At 69.8% G+C, this 13,105-nt stretch carries 13 protein-coding genes; 7 read left to right on the plus strand and 6 right to left on the minus strand.

All coding sequences use genetic code 11. The annotated features are described in order from the left end of the window. Positions 1–6 precede the first annotated feature (6 nt). Entirely contained in the window at positions 7–525 is a 519-nt protein-coding gene (locus EII35_RS03445; protein ID WP_125227067.1) for a DinB family protein, read from the minus strand. 18 nt (positions 526–543) lie between these two features. On the opposite strand from EII35_RS03445, the gene EII35_RS03450 reads away from it, so the two are divergent. After that, on the plus strand, positions 544–1,317 hold the full coding sequence (locus tag EII35_RS03450; RefSeq protein ID WP_125227068.1) for an alpha/beta fold hydrolase: 774 nt from the start codon (positions 544–546) through the stop codon (positions 1,315–1,317). Here EII35_RS03450 and EII35_RS03455 read toward each other — a convergent pair. Next, complete coding sequence (locus tag EII35_RS03455) at positions 1,296–1,835, minus strand: hypothetical protein (protein WP_125227069.1); 540 nt, start codon at positions 1,833–1,835, stop codon at positions 1,296–1,298. The two genes, EII35_RS03450 and EII35_RS03455, sit on opposite strands and share 22 nt — an antisense overlap. Before the next feature lie 92 nt (positions 1,836–1,927). On the opposite strand from EII35_RS03455, the gene EII35_RS03460 reads away from it, so the two are divergent. After that, on the plus strand, positions 1,928–3,031 hold the full coding sequence (locus tag EII35_RS03460; protein WP_125227070.1) for a DUF3039 domain-containing protein: 1,104 nt from the start codon (positions 1,928–1,930) through the stop codon (positions 3,029–3,031). Here the strand turns inward: EII35_RS03460 and EII35_RS03465 are convergent. Further along, entirely contained in the window at positions 3,020–3,454 is a 435-nt protein-coding gene (locus EII35_RS03465; protein ID WP_125227071.1) for a helix-turn-helix domain-containing protein, read from the minus strand. The genes EII35_RS03460 and EII35_RS03465 overlap by 12 nt on opposite strands. 162 nt (positions 3,455–3,616) lie before the next feature. Here EII35_RS03465 and EII35_RS03470 point away from each other — a divergent pair, with 162 nt between their 5' ends. The 3 genes from EII35_RS03470 to EII35_RS03480 are packed head-to-tail and all read left to right on the plus strand — an operon-like array spanning position 3,617 to position 5,509. Next, entirely contained in the window at positions 3,617–3,850 is a 234-nt protein-coding gene (locus tag EII35_RS03470; RefSeq protein ID WP_125227072.1) for an AbrB/MazE/SpoVT family DNA-binding domain-containing protein, read from the plus strand. Next, on the plus strand, positions 3,847–4,761 hold the full coding sequence (locus tag EII35_RS03475) for an ABC transporter ATP-binding protein (RefSeq protein ID WP_125227073.1): 915 nt from the start codon (positions 3,847–3,849) through the stop codon (positions 4,759–4,761). The genes EII35_RS03470 and EII35_RS03475 overlap by 4 nt, the downstream gene beginning before the upstream one ends. 1 nt (position 4,762) lies before the next feature. Then, on the plus strand, positions 4,763–5,509 hold the full coding sequence (locus EII35_RS03480) for an ABC transporter permease (protein ID WP_125227074.1): 747 nt from the start codon (positions 4,763–4,765) through the stop codon (positions 5,507–5,509). On the opposite strand, the gene EII35_RS03485 is transcribed toward EII35_RS03480, so the two are convergent. Genes EII35_RS03485 through EII35_RS03495 form a run of 3 tightly spaced genes read right to left on the minus strand, consistent with a single transcriptional unit; the run spans position 5,472 to position 11,051 of the window. Continuing rightward, the gene (locus tag EII35_RS03485) at positions 5,472–6,878 is read right to left on the minus strand and encodes a TIGR01777 family oxidoreductase (RefSeq protein WP_125227075.1); all 1,407 of its coding nucleotides are present in this window, start codon (positions 6,876–6,878) and stop codon (positions 5,472–5,474) included. The two genes, EII35_RS03480 and EII35_RS03485, sit on opposite strands and share 38 nt — an antisense overlap. 4 nt (positions 6,879–6,882) lie before the next feature. Next, positions 6,883–7,713, minus strand: coding sequence for a methyltransferase domain-containing protein (locus EII35_RS03490; protein ID WP_125227076.1), 831 nt, complete (start codon positions 7,711–7,713; stop codon positions 6,883–6,885). Beyond that, positions 7,710–11,051: a bifunctional proline dehydrogenase/L-glutamate gamma-semialdehyde dehydrogenase gene (locus EII35_RS03495; protein ID WP_260464992.1), complete on the minus strand. Its 3,342-nt coding sequence runs from the start codon at positions 11,049–11,051 to the stop codon at positions 7,710–7,712. The genes EII35_RS03490 and EII35_RS03495 overlap by 4 nt, the downstream gene beginning before the upstream one ends. 63 nt (positions 11,052–11,114) lie before the next feature. Between EII35_RS03495 and EII35_RS03500 the strand changes: the two genes are divergently transcribed. Continuing rightward, a complete protein-coding gene (locus EII35_RS03500; RefSeq protein WP_125227078.1) occupies positions 11,115–11,906 on the plus strand; it encodes a VOC family protein in 792 nt (263 codons plus the stop codon). Further along, positions 11,903–12,820 (plus strand): ribonuclease Z, encoded by a 918-nt coding sequence (locus EII35_RS03505; protein ID WP_125227079.1) that lies wholly within the window; start codon positions 11,903–11,905, stop codon positions 12,818–12,820. The genes EII35_RS03500 and EII35_RS03505 overlap by 4 nt, the downstream gene beginning before the upstream one ends. The last annotated feature ends 285 nt before the right edge of the window (positions 12,821–13,105 follow it).

Below are 13,105 nucleotides of genomic sequence, written 5' to 3' on the forward strand. Positions count from 1 at the left end.
ACGTCATCACTCGCCGGTGACCCCGTCGATGGCCTCGCGGAGGAGGTCGGCGTGGCCGCAGTGGCGGGCGTATTCCTCGATCATGTGGGTCAGCAGCCAGCGGGCGGAGACGCGTTCGTCGCCGTGGGGGACCGTCGTGGTCAGGTCGTTGCGGGTCCGGAACTCCGCCCACGCCACTCGGGACCGCAGGATGCTGTCCTGCCACATCGCGTGGAGCTCCGCTCCGGTGTGTTCGGCGGCGGTGACCCACTCCCAGTCCGGGTCGGTCGCCCGGTCCACCGACGCCCAGGGCTCGGGAAGCCCCCGCTCGGAGAGCACCGCGATGAACCAGTAGGCCTCCACGAAGGCCAGGTGTTTCACCAGCCCGGCGAGGGTCATGGCGGAGGACGGATGGAGGGTCTGCAGCTGCTCATCGGTGAGGTCGGCCGTCTTCATGGCGACGGTGGCGCGCAGGAAGTCGAGGAAGCCGAGCAGGGTCCCCTCCTCGTCCGCCTTCGTGGGTGCTTCGGGTCGTGTCGCAGCCATGGCGCTACGGTAACCCCCATGAGCGACGAAGCTGTTCACATCCACGCGCACGGCCCCACGGAGGCGCCGCCACTGATCCTCCTCCACGGCCTCACCGACAGCGGCGCGGCCTGGCCCGACGCCGTCGCCAGGTGGTGGGGGTCGTGGCGGGTGCTCGCCGTGGATCAGCGGGGCCACGGCCGCTCCCCCCGGTTCGCGCCCGACGAGATGGGACGCCTGATGGAACCCCTCGTCGCGGACCTCATCGCGGTGGCGGAGGGATGCGACGGGCCGGTCGCCGTCGTCGGTCACTCCCTCGGGGGCCGGGTGGCGGCCGAGGCGGCGCTGCGCCGCCCCGAGTTGTTCACCTGCCTCGTGCTGGAGGATCCGGCCATCTGCGACCGCCCGATCCTGGCCCCGGGCTCCAACGCGGGGTGGGTGGAGCACGTCGAGACGGTGGCCGCGGACCCGGAGCCGGAGCTGCGTCGGATGCGTGCGGAGACCTCCTGGTCGCAGGCGGAACTGGAGGCGTGGGCGGCGTGCAAGCCCGAGGTCGACCAAGGGATGCTCCGCCACGGCGAGCTCGGGCAGGTGGACCCTGCCGAGGTGTTCAACGCCCTCCGGGTGCCGACGCTGGTGCTGTGGGCAGCCGACGGCGACCTCCGCTGCGATCCCGGCATCCTCGCCAACGACGTCGTGCGGTTCGAGTACCTCGACAGGGTGGGCCACTGCATCCGCCGGGACGACCCGCAGCTGTTCCACGGCCTCGTCGATCCATGGCTGGAGGCCCATCACCAAGGGGCGCGGACGTAACCCTTCCGTAGTCCCCAGTCCCAGATGCGGTCAAGGTCCGCCTCGGCCTTCTGCCGCAGGGCCGCCCTGTCGAAGCCGCCGCGCATGAGTCCGGGAATCATGCAGACGGGTCCCTTGTCGTGCCGGACGAGGCAGTGAGTCTGGACCAGACCGGCCCGCAGGGGGATCTGGCGGCTGGCGAGCCCCCGCCGGGAGGTCGGCCACGGGATGTCCTTGCGTCGGGAGAGCGCACACAGGTGGAAGCCCGTCGCGTTCACCGTCATCCGAAGGGAGCCCAGCCACGCGGTCAACGCGGCCAGCGTCAGGCCCGCGGCCAGGGCCAGCCATGCCGCGACGTGGCCACCACCGGTTCGGGCCAGCCCCCACACGCCCCCGCAGGACAGCAGCACGGTGAACCCGGCCAGGGTGAGCACCGCGACCATCGACGACGGCGAGTCGACGTAGCGCAGGTTCAGGGCATCGGCGGACAGCGGAACGGGGTCGTGGCGACCTCGTCGGAAGCGGGTGGTTCGGGTCATGGGGCCTCGCAGACGACTTTCACGACAAGTCCTGGATGTGGCACACCCTCGATTGGCTGGGTGAGCCAACAAGGTGTTCATGAGGAGCAGAGATGGGATTCACTGATGGACAGCGGCAACCGCGCCGAACATACCGCGTCCTGAAGGCGCTCCCAGCAGAGACATTTCGCGACCAGCAACAACGTGCAAGCATCGAACTCTTCGTTCAGGACCCGAAGCGTGACGTTCGCCTGTACGACCTTGAGCAACCCCTTTTGGAGAACGCGCGAACCTTCTTCCCTGACCGGACCCCGGACCGTCATGCCGAAGCCTCCAGAGCAGCCAGGATGCCAGTCTATGAAGTGCGAGACCGATCCGGTGCAGGCTGGCGCGGTGCCGTCGTCAGAGACGACGTGGGAGATCCTTGGCTCACTTATGCAGCCAAACACGACCACTTCCATGCCAGCGTGGCAGGCGCACTCTCGGCAAAAGTGTCGCAAGACACGAAGGTGGCGCCCTTGTCCGGGAGGATGCCTACCAAGGCGGACTACAAGATTCGAGCCCGGGAAGAGCGTGCCGCACTGGAGTTCGACTGGCGTCGAGGCATCGTCAATTCCGTCATCGTGGGTATCGCAGCGGCCTTGAAACAGGACGAATCGATCGATGTCGAGTTGGAGGCGCCCCCAGCCCGAACGGAAACAGCACGGTTGACCATCCGGTTCGAGGAGCATGAGCAGCCTGACGCCCTGAGCGATGGCGCGGGCCTCGCGACCTCTTCCAGCATCGCAACCATGGAGTTGAGATGCTCCGGCCCCTCCCAGCGAGCGGTTGACGCAGCCTTGCAAGAAGTTCTCCCAGTCCTTCAGAGTGACCAGTCCGGCATCGATGCTCATTATGATCTGGCCGGAAACATGAGCATTTGGCTCACCGTGAGTCACGCCAAGCTGGCTCAGATTGTTGCGGCCGCCGAACTTGACGATCCCCAAGTAGGCATCCCCGACGAGGCGATCACGCCGACCCACTTGCACTACGTGCATCGTGATGGACTGACGCGGGCTGTGGTGCAGGGCCGGTCCGTTCGATCAGTCTGTGGTTTCTGGTTCGTCCCCACCAAGGACGATGGCTGTGGTCTGCCGATCTGTCCTGCCTGTGAGGAACGATGGCCAGCGGCTCAGCTCGTTGTCGATCTGATCCGGCGGCGGTACTCAGTCGAGTGAGGCCAGCTCTGCGAGGTCCTCATCCGTGAGTACCGCGGCCTCATCCATCGACTCGGCAATCGACTGCGCACGGTTGGCGACCACGGAACTCATGTGGGCGTTCGCTCGCTCGTGGCGCTGGATGTAGTCCATCAGATCAGCCATCGCGACACGGCGGTGCGTCCCCACCATGCGGAACGCCAGGATGTTGCGTTCCATGAGCTTCACGACGTAGGGGCGAGAGACCCTCAGGATCTCCGCGACCTCGTTCGGCGACAGTTCCCTGTCGGCATCGAACAGTGCAACATCAACGCCACGCTCGACAGCGTCCACCAAGTGGAGCAACGCAGCGGACAGCGGGCTGTTGCCCAGCTGGTCCGCCAGCGAGTGAACCTGGTGGACAGCTTCGCGGGTCACCGTTGCAGCATGCAGAACTGTCGTCATGGAATCGCTCCTCATCATCTGAAGCAACTGCATCAGATGCAGCAAATGTAGCAAGCGTCGGAGTCTCCAACAAGCAACTCCGCTCGCAGGTGTCGAGCAGAGGGTGCAACCTGGTAAGAAAAGTATTACTATTCCTACCAAGTCCAACGGATAGGAGTTGTCATGGGTGACCAGGCAGGACTTCCCCCCGTCGAGGGGCGCTTCGCCGCGACCCTCACCATCGGCCCCAAGGGGCAGATCGTCATCCCGAAGGGGGCCCGCGACCTCCTCGGCTTCCAACCCGGCGACCAGGTGCTGCTCCTGGCCGACCGTGCCCGCGGGATCGCCATTCTTCCCGCCTCCGCGTTGAACGACATGATGGCTGCGATGCCCCCGAAGCCGGAGCCCGAGTCATGAGCGCCGTCACCTGCCGGGACGTCCACCGGCACTTCAAGGACGTCTCCGCCCTCGATGGCGTCGACCTGGCCGTCGAACCCCACCAGATCTTCGGGCTGCTCGGCCCCAACGGGTCCGGCAAGACGACGCTGCTCAACCAGCTGCAGGGACTCGACCGCCCGACCTCCGGGCAGGTGGAGGTCCTCGGCCTCGACCCGATCCGCGACCGCGACCAGCTCACCGTCCGGGTGGGCAGCCAGCTCCAGGAATCGACGATCATCCCCCGGCTCACCGTCCGGGAGGCCCTGCACACCTTCGCCTCCTTCCACGAGCACACCCGCGACATCGAGGCGCTGCTCACCGAGCTGGGCCTCGGCGGCAAGGCCGACACGCGCGTCGAGAAGCTGTCCGGGGGGCAGCGGCAACGCGTCCACATCGCCCTGGCGCTCCTTCACGACCCGGAACTGCTGTTCCTCGACGAGCTGACCTCGGCCGTCGACCCGCAGGCCCGGCTCGCCATCTGGGAGGTGCTGCGCGACCTCAAACACCAGGGGCGCACCATCATCCTCACCACCCACTCGATGGAGGAGGCGGCCGCCCTGTGCGACCGCATCGCCATCATCGACCACGGCCGCATCATCGCCGAGGGAACCGTCGCCCAGCTCATCGAACGCCACGCCGGCGGCACGGTGCTGCGGCTCCGGACCTCGGGCCCGGTGCGTCGCGACGTCCTGGCCGACATCGACGGGGTCACCGACATCACCGACGACGGCGACGAGCTCGTCGTCACCGGCTCCGGCCAGTTCACGCCCAAGGTGCTCGCCGCCCTGACCACCGACGGGATTGACGTCGTCTCGATGACCGTGTCGGAACCCAGTCTCGAGGACGTGTTCCTCACCCTCACCGGTCGGCGCATGAGGGAAGGAGAGTGACATGCGCGGCTACAGGCAACTCACCACCGCGTTCTGGAAGTCGCAGCTGAGGGAGCCCATCGGGTTCTTCTTCACCCTCGTCTTCTCGCCCGTCCTGCTGCTGGTCCTGGGCCTCATCTTCGGCAACACCCCGCAGCCCCACTTCGGCATGCGTGGCTTCGTCGACCAGATGCTGCCCGGGCTGACCGTGATCTCGATCGTCATCGTCGGCATCATGCTGGTGCCGCAGAACCAACTCCTGCTGCGCTCCAGCGGTGCGCTGACCAGGCTGCGGATCACGCCGCTCAAGCCCCGCACCTACGTCGCGGCCGACCTCACCGTGCAGTTCTGCTTCGGCCTGATCGGGGCCCTGCTCACGCTGCTGGTCGGGATCCTCGTCTTCCGGGTCGACTGGCCGGTCCACTTCGTGCTCGTCGTGGCCGCGCTCGCGCTGGGACTCGTCGCCATGCTGGCCATCGGCTACACCCTCGCCGCCCTCTACCCCAGCGTCGCCGCGGCCGCCGGCATCGGCAACGGACTGATGATCGTGCTCATGATGACCTCCGGGGCCTTCATCCCCACCGCGGCGCTCTCCGACGGGGTGCGGACGGCCATGCAGTTCTCCCCGGTCCACCACATCGCCAGGCTGGTGGAGGCCAGCTGGCAGGGCGAGCCCTGGCCGTGGCTGTCCGTGGCGGTGCTCGTCGGCTGCGCGATGGTCTTCGGGATCCTCAGCACCGTCCTGTTCCGCTGGGACCGGACGCTGTGAGTCCCGTGGTCTCGGCGAGGGCCTGCGCCAGGTGCGGGTGGCTGAAACGGAACCCGACCTCGGTCAGCCTCGCCGGGACCACCCGCTGGTCCGCGAAGGCCAGCTCCTCGGCGCCCTCGCGGCCCAGCAGCAGCCGGGGCCCGAACCGGGGGACCGGCAACCAGGCGGGTCGCCGACAGAGCCGCGCCAGCGTCGCCGCGTACTCCGCCTGGGTGACGGGCTCCGGCGCGACGGCGTTGACCGGGCCGTGCAGCGCGGGGTCGACGACGGCGCGGAGGTAGGCGCGGGCGGCATCGTCGAGGGAGACCCAGGGCAGATGGGCGCGCGGGTCGCCGAGGGTGCCGCCCAGGCCCAGCAGGAACAGCGGCAGCTGGAGCGGCAGCGTGCCGCCCAGCGTCGAGGCCACCACGCCGGAGCGGACGGAGACCCGCCTCACCCCGACCTCCTCGACGCGGGCCGCCTCCCGCTCCCACGCCCGGCAGACCTCGGCGAGGAATCCCTCCCCCGAGGTGGAGTCCTCGGTGAGGTCCTCGCCGGGGCGCCTCGCCCCGTAGAACCCGGTGGCCGACGAGCAGACGAACACCCCGGGCCGATCGGCCTCGGGCAGGGCCACAATGGCCTCGGCCAACAGCCGGGTCGAGTCCACCCGCGACTGCAGGATGAGCCGTTTGCCCTGAGCGGTGAACCGGCGGCCGATGGTCGCACCTCCGAGATGGACGACGGCGTCGGCCCAGGCCACGTCCGCCGGGTCGAGCTCGCCGCGGTCGGGGTCCCAGCGGGCCTCTCCGCTACGCGGGTCCCGACGGACCAGCCGGCGCACCTCGTGCCCCAGCGTCGTCAACAGCGCCGCGACCTGCGTGCCGACCAGCCCCGACGCGCCACCCATGAGCACCCGCAGCCCGCCGGGAAACCGGGCCGTGAGCTCCGCGGCGTGGTCGAGTTCCGAGCGGAGTCGCGCCGCGCGGGCGTCGAAGGTGGCGGCCAGGGTCCGGTTCACCAACCGTCGGGGCATCCAGAAGGGGGCCTCCCAGCGGATGTGATCCACCAGCTCGCACTCGTCGTCGCCCAGGAACAGATGAGTGTGCTCCCAGCGTCGGAACGGGCCGCGGACCATCCGGTCCACGAAGGACATCGGTTGCGGCCCCGCCTCCATGCGGCTGGCGAAGGGCAGCCGGACGAGGCCGCGGGTGAGGGGGACCCCGGCCCGCAGCCGCGCGACGGTGCCCGGTTGAAGCGGAGGGCTGGCCTCGGCCACCACCCGCATCGCCCACGCCGGGCTGAGCCGGGTCAGGGCGCCGGGTCGGGCGTGCCAGGCGAACACATCCCTTGCCGGATGGGGCAGCCGGGTTCGGATCTCGAAGGTCCTCATCACCTCAGTCAATCACGCGACGCGCCACCACCATGACATGCGGGCTGTATTCGGCGACGGCGTCGCCCAGCCGGGACCCCATGACCCGCTGCTCCAACCGCTCCGCCAGCTCCAGCGCCGCCTCCGCGACCTGCTCATCGGCCGCCAGGAGGTCGAGCGCCCCCGCGTGGGGACCCTCCAGCCCGTGCACGGACTCGACGACGCAGCCCGCCTCAGCCACCTCGTCGCGCAGTTCCGCGACGGTGTGGAAGTGCCCGCCCGGGAATCCGCCGGCGGTACTGGCCCACCGGCCGGTCCGCAGCAGCTCCCACAGCGCCGCGTCCAGCTGTCCGTACCCGAAGATGGCGGCCTCCGTCGAGAGCGCGGCCAACCGGGAGATGCCCTGGGCGAACAACAGGCCGCCCGGGCGCAACACCCGCACCGCCTCGGTGAGGGCGCCGAGCCGGTCCTGCCGCTCCGCCAGGTGGTACAGCGGGCCGAACAGCAGCACGGCATCGGCGCAGCCGTCGTCGAAGGGCAGCCGTCGCGCATCCCCGACGAGGGCCTCGAAGGTGCCGATCCCGGCCGCCCGCTCCACCTGCTGCGGCACCGGGTCGATGAGGGTGACGCGGTGTCCGTCGGCCGCCAGCCAGCGGCTGTGCACGCCGGTCGCGCCCCCGACGTCGAGGACCCGGGAGCCCGGCTCAAGCCGCGCACGCAGCAGACGTTGCACCCGGGTGAACTCCACCAGCCCACTCGTGCTGCTCCCCTGGATGCGGGAGTCCTCGTCGGCGTCGGTGTAGAAGGCGACGACGGCGTCGTCGAGGGCGCTCTGATCGACCCCGTCGGCCGTCACAGCCGCAGGTCCGCGGTGAGCGCCGTCGGGTGCCCGAACCGGTGGTTCGTGATCGACACCGCCTGCTCCCGCACATAGGGAAGCTGGGCCAGCCGTCCCGGGGGCAGGCTCGGCCCGGCGTGCACCGTCACGTCGATGGACCCGCCGACGGCGATCAGCAGGTCCCGCTCACCCAGGTACCGGACCCGGCCCCGGATCCGATCGTCGAAGGCCGCATCGGGCAGCGTCTCGACGGAGAGACCGAGGTCACGCAGCAGCCCGGCCAGATCCTCGGCCGGGGCGTCACGGAACGAGAAGACGCACTCGGCCCCCGTCGCCACGGCGGCCGAGGCCTCCCGCAGCACCGCGAGGTTGTCGTCGGACTCCACCCGGACCGTCACCTTCGTGGGACGGTACCGGAAGGCGTTGATCTCCGCGTCGAGCGCCGACGGGTCGTGGACCACGCCGAACTCGGTGCGCCACGCCTGCTGGTCCGAGGCCGCCGCCGCGCGCAGCCGATCCAGGTCGGCCGGATCGAGCAACGTCACCGCCCCGGAGACCAGCCTCGCCAGCCTGGGTTCGGTGACGGGCCGCACCGGCAGGGTGCCCGGCTCCCAGTGCCCAAAGCCCGCCACATAGTTCGGGCCGCCCGCCTTGCCGCCGGTCCCGACCGCCGACCGCTTCCAGCCGCCGAACGGCTGCCGACGCACAATGGCCCCGGTGATGCCGCGGTTGACGTACAGGTTCCCGGCCTCGACCCGGTCGAGCCAGAGCTGGATCTCGTCGGCGTCCAACGAGTGCAGGCCCGCCGTGAGCCCGTAGTCGGTGCCGTTCTGCCAGCGGATCGCCTCTCGGAGATCCTTCGCCGCCATGAGGCCCAGCACCGGGCCGAAGTACTCGGTGAGGTGGAACTCGCTGCCCGGCTGCACCCCCACCCGGATGCCCGGACGCCACAGCCGCTCGTCGATCCGTTCCGGCTTCAGCAGCCACCGCTCACCGGGGCCGAGACGGGTCAGGCCGCGCAGGAGCTTCTCGCCGGGAGCCTCCGTGAGCGGCCCCATCTGCGCCAGCGGAGCCGTCGGCCATTCGACGACGAGGGAGGACGTCGCGTCCACCACCTGGTCGATGAACCGCCGCGAGCGGGCCACGGAACCGACGAGGATGCCCAGCGACGCGGCGGAGCACTTCTGCCCGGCATGCCCGAACGCGGACTGCACCAGATCGGCGGCGGCGAGGTCCAGGTCGGCGGTCGGGGTCACGACGAGGGCGTTCTTGCCGGACGTCTCCGCCATGAGCGGCAGGTTCGGCCGCCAGGAGCGGAACAGCTGGGCAGTCTCCGCGGAGCCGGTGAGGACCACGAGCTCCACCCGCGGGTCGCTGACGAGCTGCTGCCCGAGCGCCCGATCACCCGGCACCACGAACTGCACGAGATCCTTGGGCAGCCCGGCGCGCCAGCACGCCTCCGCCAGCAGCGCCGAGCAGCGACGCGCCGGGGTCGCAGGCTTCAGCACGACGGAGGAACCGGCGGCCAGTGCCGCCGCGACCCCGCCCAGCGGAATCGCCAGCGGGAAGTTCCACGGCGGGGTGACCAGGGTGACGGAGGGCGGCACATGGGAGGCCCCGGCCACGCTCTCCTCGGTGCATTCGGCGTAGTAGTGTGCGAAATCACAGGCCTCCGAGACCTCCACGTCGGCCTGGTCGATGAGCTTGCCCACCTCGTCGGCCGCCACCGTCACGAGCTCGGTGCGCATCTCCTCCAGCGTCGCGCCCAGCCGACGCAACGCAGCCGCCCGGTCAGCCGCAGGGGTGGCGGCCCAGGTGACGCCCGCCTTGACGGCCCGCTCCAGCACCTCGTCGATGCCCTTCGAACTCGTGACCTTCGCGTTCGACACCGTCGTCTCGCCGAGCCCCGGGCAGGGCAGGGCGGCGCGGATCGCGTCGGCCCAGGTCTGGTTCGACATCAGCGCCGGGTCGGTGTCGATGGCATTGCTGAAGAATGGCGACTCGGCGCGATTCTGCTGCCGCCACGCGGTCGGGGTGGGGCTGTCGACCAGCTCCATCGCGCCGCGATAACGCTGCTCCTCGCGGTCGAGGAAGGCCGAGTCCCGGCCCAGCCCGATCGCCCCGGACATGAAGTTCTCCGGGGCGGCGTTCTCCTCAAGACGACGCACGAGGTACGAGATGGCCGCGTCGAACTCGTCACGCGGGACCACCGGGACGTAGAGCCGCAGCGACCCCGTCTCCTCCAGCAGCACCTTCTGCAACGGTACGGCCATGCCGGCCAGCATCTCGATCTGGACCCCCTGCTGCACGCCTCGGGCCTTCGCCAGCTCGACGGCGGTGGCGAGGCTGTAGACGTTGTGGCTGGCCACGCCGAGTTCGAGGCGCTCCAGCGATTCCGGGGTGATGAGCCGGTCCAGGCAGGCCAGGTAGCTGGCGTCGCTCATCATCTTCGACGGATGGATGGGGTTCGGCCACCCCTTCATCTCGCTGAGGGTGCGCTCCATCGCAAGGTTCGCGCCCTTGACCAGCCGCACCCGCAGCGGCACCCCGCCCGCGTCGTGGCGACGCTGGGCGACGGCCTCGACCCGGTTGAGCAGCAGCGACACCTCACGCAGGTATGCCTGCACCGCCAGCCCGAGCCGCAGCTTGGGCATCTCGAGGGCGAACCGCTCGAACACCTCGAGCGTGAGGTGCAGGTCGCGGTACTCCTCCATGTCGAGGTTGACCAGCTTGCCGGTGCGCTCGGCCAGGCTCATGAGCGGTCGCAGCCGGGTCATGGATTCCTCGACGGTGGCCTCATGGGCCCAGGGGGAGTGTGGGCCGGTCACCGAGGAGACCTTGATGGAGACGTAGTCGACGTCGTCGCGGGACAGGAGGTCGATGGTGCGTTGCAGGCGGCCGTGGGCGTGCTCGTCGCCGAGGACCGCCTCGCCGAGCAGGTTCACGTTGAGGCTGGCACCACTGGCGCGCAGTCGGGCCAGGGCGGGTCCCGGATCCTTGCCGATGTCGATGACGAGGTCGCCGAGCAGCAGGGTGAACGTACGCCGGACCACCGGCAGCAGCGCGCGTGGGGCTGACCGCACGCCGATCCCCAGCCCGGCCCGCAACGGCGCGGGCAGGAAGGGTGCGGGTTGCCGGGACAACCGGGCCAGGTTCTGGGCCGCGACCGCGGGGTCCTCGGGCCGCAGCACCCCGTCGACGAACTCCAGGGTGAACTTCAGCCCGTCGGGGTGGGCGAGCACCCCGGCGAGGAGTCTGGCGGCGCGCGGCTCCGGATGCTGCAGGGACTCCTTCGCCCAGCGGCGGGCAGTCGCGACGGCGGAGTTGATGAGGGTCGGATCTGTCACCTTGGTCACTGACTCATCATGCCCCAGCCATGACCCGGCGGGGGCCGGGGGTGCACTTTGTAGTCTGGTCGGATGAACGTTCAGATCATGCCAGCCATCCGGTGCCCCGGGAACGCGGTCGAGGGGGCCCGCGCCCTCGCAGGGGTGTTCCGGGATGCGACGGTGGTCGAGGAGCATCCGGGCGCGGCCGTCGTGGCGGTGCACGGCACGCGGCTGTGTCTCGTCGACGGTGATGACGTCGAAACGCCCAACCCATCGATCAGCGCGCTGCTGAAGTTCGATCCGACGGCCCTCGGTGGTGAGGCCGAGGCGATCGCGTACCTCGACGAGCTGTACGACCGGCTCAGTGTGGGTGGGGTGTTGATGCCGTTGCAGGAGTACCCCTTCAGTCGACGCTACGCCTGGGTGCGTGACGAGGTCGGCTTCACGTGGCAGCTCATGCTCACCGACCCGGCGGCGGAGCCGCGTCCCTTCCTCACGCCGTCGTTCATGTTCGGCGGGGTCGCTGATGGGAACGCGGAGCCCGCCACGAACGCCTGGCTGGACCTCTTCCATGGTTCCGGGCGGGGTGACCTCGTCCGGTACGGGGCCGGGGCTCCCGTCGCGGAGGGGTCGGTCATGTTCACCGATTTCCGGCTGAACGAGCAGTGGTTCGCGGCGATGGATGCCGGTACCTTCCACGACTTCACCTTCGGTCCGGGGGTGTCGATGATGGTGCTGTGCCGTGACGAGGCCGAGGTCGAACGGCTCCGGGCGGGGCTGTCCGCCGATCCTGCAGCGGGGCGTGACGGCAGCTGCGTCGACCGGTGGGGTGTCAACTGGCAGGTTGGTCTCGACGATCTGGCGGAGAGGCTGGCCCGATGAGCAGCCACGAGTTCACTGCGCTCGGCACGTCGAGCTTCCTTCCGACCAAGCTCCGCAACCACAATGGCTACCACCTCAACTGGGGTGGGGTGGGGATCCTCTTCGACTGTGGCGAGGGCACCCAGCGGCAGCTCACCCATGCCGGGCTCGGGGTGCGGAACATCCAGGTCATCGCCCTGACCCACCTCCACGGTGACCACTGTCTCGGGCTGCCCGGGGTGCTGCAACGGATCTCGCTGGAGCAGCCGCCCCACACGGTCACCGTCGTGTATCCCGCCGAGGGGCAGGAGTACGTGGAGCGCCTGTACCGGGCCAGCATCTACCACGATCAGGCCGACGTGCAGTTCCTGCCGGTGCGGGGGAGCGACGAGCTGCGGAATGTTCTCATGACCCCGCAGTTCCTGCTCAGAGCGGTGTCGTTGAAGCATCGGGTTCCCGCCATCGGGTACCGCGTGGAGGACCTGCCGGCCAGGACCATGGACGGGGAGGAACTGCGACGCCGGGGCATCCGGGGACCGCTCGTCGGGCAGCTGCAACGGGAGGGGCGGATCGAGGTCGACGGGAGGGTCACCACTCTCGACGAGGTGTCGAGTCCCCGGGTGGGACGTTCCTTCGCCTTCGTCATGGACACCGAGCCCTGCCGGGGAGCGGAACTGCTGGCCGAGGACGTCGACCTCATGGTGATGGAGGCCACCTACGCCAACGACTGCGCCGCGCTCGCGCCCCAGCACGGTCACTCGACGGCGGAGGACGCGGCCCGGGTGGCAGTCGCGGCGGGGGCGAGGAGGCTGGCCCTGACCCACTTCTCCACCCGCTACACCGACACGACGGCCCACCTCGCCGAGGCCGGTGCGATCCATCCGGACGTCGTGGCCCTGTCCGACCTGGACCGCCTCCCGGTGGGTCGCCGCTGACACCTGCGCCCGAGGCGCGTCATGCCGTGGGGAGGGAGGCCCGCGCCCGCCCCGCCGCCACGTCCCCTTCGCCGCGTCCCCCTCGCCGCGCCCCACCGGCCCCTCACCACGCTGATTCGAAGCACGGTCACGAATCGCCGTCCTGCTTTGATTGGAACGTTTCAAAACGCGGGCTCGCCGAAGTAAAGCGGCGGTTCGTGCCCGCCACGGCGCGCTTTCGACGCCTCCAGTGCGCTCTTCGTCGTTCGCCTTGCCAGGAGGCCACCGTGTCGGTCTTCGTTACGA

It is taken from the genome of Arachnia propionica (assembly GCF_003932785.1).
Classification (GTDB): domain Bacteria; phylum Actinomycetota; class Actinomycetes; order Propionibacteriales; family Propionibacteriaceae; genus Arachnia; species Arachnia propionica_B.

Excerpts from the sequence above, each read along its gene's own strand:
- EII35_RS03465 (WP_125227071.1), bottom strand. The coding sequence starts at position 3,454 with ATGACGACAGTTCTGCATGCTGCAACGGTGACCCGCGAAGCTGTCCAC.
- EII35_RS03450 (WP_125227068.1), top strand. The coding sequence starts at position 544 with ATGAGCGACGAAGCTGTTCACATCCACGCGCACGGCCCCACGGAGGCG.
- EII35_RS03455 (WP_125227069.1), bottom strand. The coding sequence starts at position 1,835 with ATGACCCGAACCACCCGCTTCCGACGAGGTCGCCACGACCCCGTTCCG.
- EII35_RS03505 (WP_125227079.1), top strand. The coding sequence starts at position 11,903 with ATGAGCAGCCACGAGTTCACTGCGCTCGGCACGTCGAGCTTCCTTCCG.
- EII35_RS03470 (WP_125227072.1), top strand. The coding sequence starts at position 3,617 with ATGGGTGACCAGGCAGGACTTCCCCCCGTCGAGGGGCGCTTCGCCGCG.
- EII35_RS03460 (WP_125227070.1), top strand. The coding sequence starts at position 1,928 with ATGGGATTCACTGATGGACAGCGGCAACCGCGCCGAACATACCGCGTC.
- EII35_RS03475 (WP_125227073.1), top strand. The coding sequence starts at position 3,847 with ATGAGCGCCGTCACCTGCCGGGACGTCCACCGGCACTTCAAGGACGTC.
- EII35_RS03445 (WP_125227067.1), bottom strand. The coding sequence starts at position 525 with ATGGCTGCGACACGACCCGAAGCACCCACGAAGGCGGACGAGGAGGGG.
- EII35_RS03485 (WP_125227075.1), bottom strand. The coding sequence starts at position 6,878 with ATGAGGACCTTCGAGATCCGAACCCGGCTGCCCCATCCGGCAAGGGAT.
- EII35_RS03500 (WP_125227078.1), top strand. The coding sequence starts at position 11,115 with ATGAACGTTCAGATCATGCCAGCCATCCGGTGCCCCGGGAACGCGGTC.
- EII35_RS03480 (WP_125227074.1), top strand. The coding sequence starts at position 4,763 with ATGCGCGGCTACAGGCAACTCACCACCGCGTTCTGGAAGTCGCAGCTG.